Raw genomic sequence first — 645 nt, 5'->3', positions numbered from 1 at the left:
TCCCGTAACTTCGGTTATACCTACCGTTGTACCCAATTTGACTACCAATCAACGAAAGACAAAAAATGGAATTATATAAGAGAGTTATTGAAATAGTTGATGCAAATCTAATTCATTGTTTGATTCCGATAATTCTGATACTAATGCTTGTCGAAGTGATTTTCAAAAAACGATTTGAAACGAAAAAAGCTCTGAATTTAATTCGTTGGACAATCATTATTTACACGATAGTTACATTTACTTTTTATCTGATTGAAATAGCTATAAATCCAGATGAACACGCCTTTATCAATCGAGCAACAGGACCATATTGGTGGGCTTATTGGATAATGTTATTGTCTGCTTTATTTTTACCTCTGACTTTATTCATTGAAAAATTAGCATTAAAATTTTGGTATGTCCTTTTGGTTGCCTTGGGAATGAAAAGCGGAATGTATTTTGAACGTTTTGTCATAATTACAACAAGTTTTCATAGAGACTATCAACCTGAAAATGGAAACGCTGGACTTATAGAAACAATGTCATACGGAATTGGAATATTCTTTATTCAAGGAATAATAATTGCGTTACTGACTTTAGGAATATTTGAAATAATAAAAAGAAAAAAAACTGGGTACAACAATACCTAAACGTAATGCGGACTTT

General features: G+C 31.3%; 1 protein-coding gene. It reads left to right on the top strand.

All coding sequences use genetic code 11. The features are described 5' to 3' along the window. The first annotated feature begins 65 nt into the window (after positions 1-65). Positions 66-629 carry a hypothetical protein gene (locus KLA_RS17360; protein WP_034647501.1) on the top strand — a complete coding sequence of 188 codons (564 nt, stop codon included), beginning with the start codon at positions 66-68 and terminating at the stop codon, positions 627-629. Positions 630-645: the final 16 nt, after the last annotated feature.

The sequence above is a fragment of the Cellulophaga geojensis KL-A genome (assembly GCF_000568425.1).
In the GTDB taxonomy this organism is placed as follows: domain Bacteria; phylum Bacteroidota; class Bacteroidia; order Flavobacteriales; family Flavobacteriaceae; genus Cellulophaga; species Cellulophaga lytica.
This window is presented reverse-complemented; position numbering and strand designations above follow the sequence as displayed.

Coding starts and splice junctions, on each gene's coding strand:
- KLA_RS17360 (WP_034647501.1), top strand. CDS start 66: ATGGAATTATATAAGAGAGTTATTGAAATAGTTGATGCAAATCTAATT.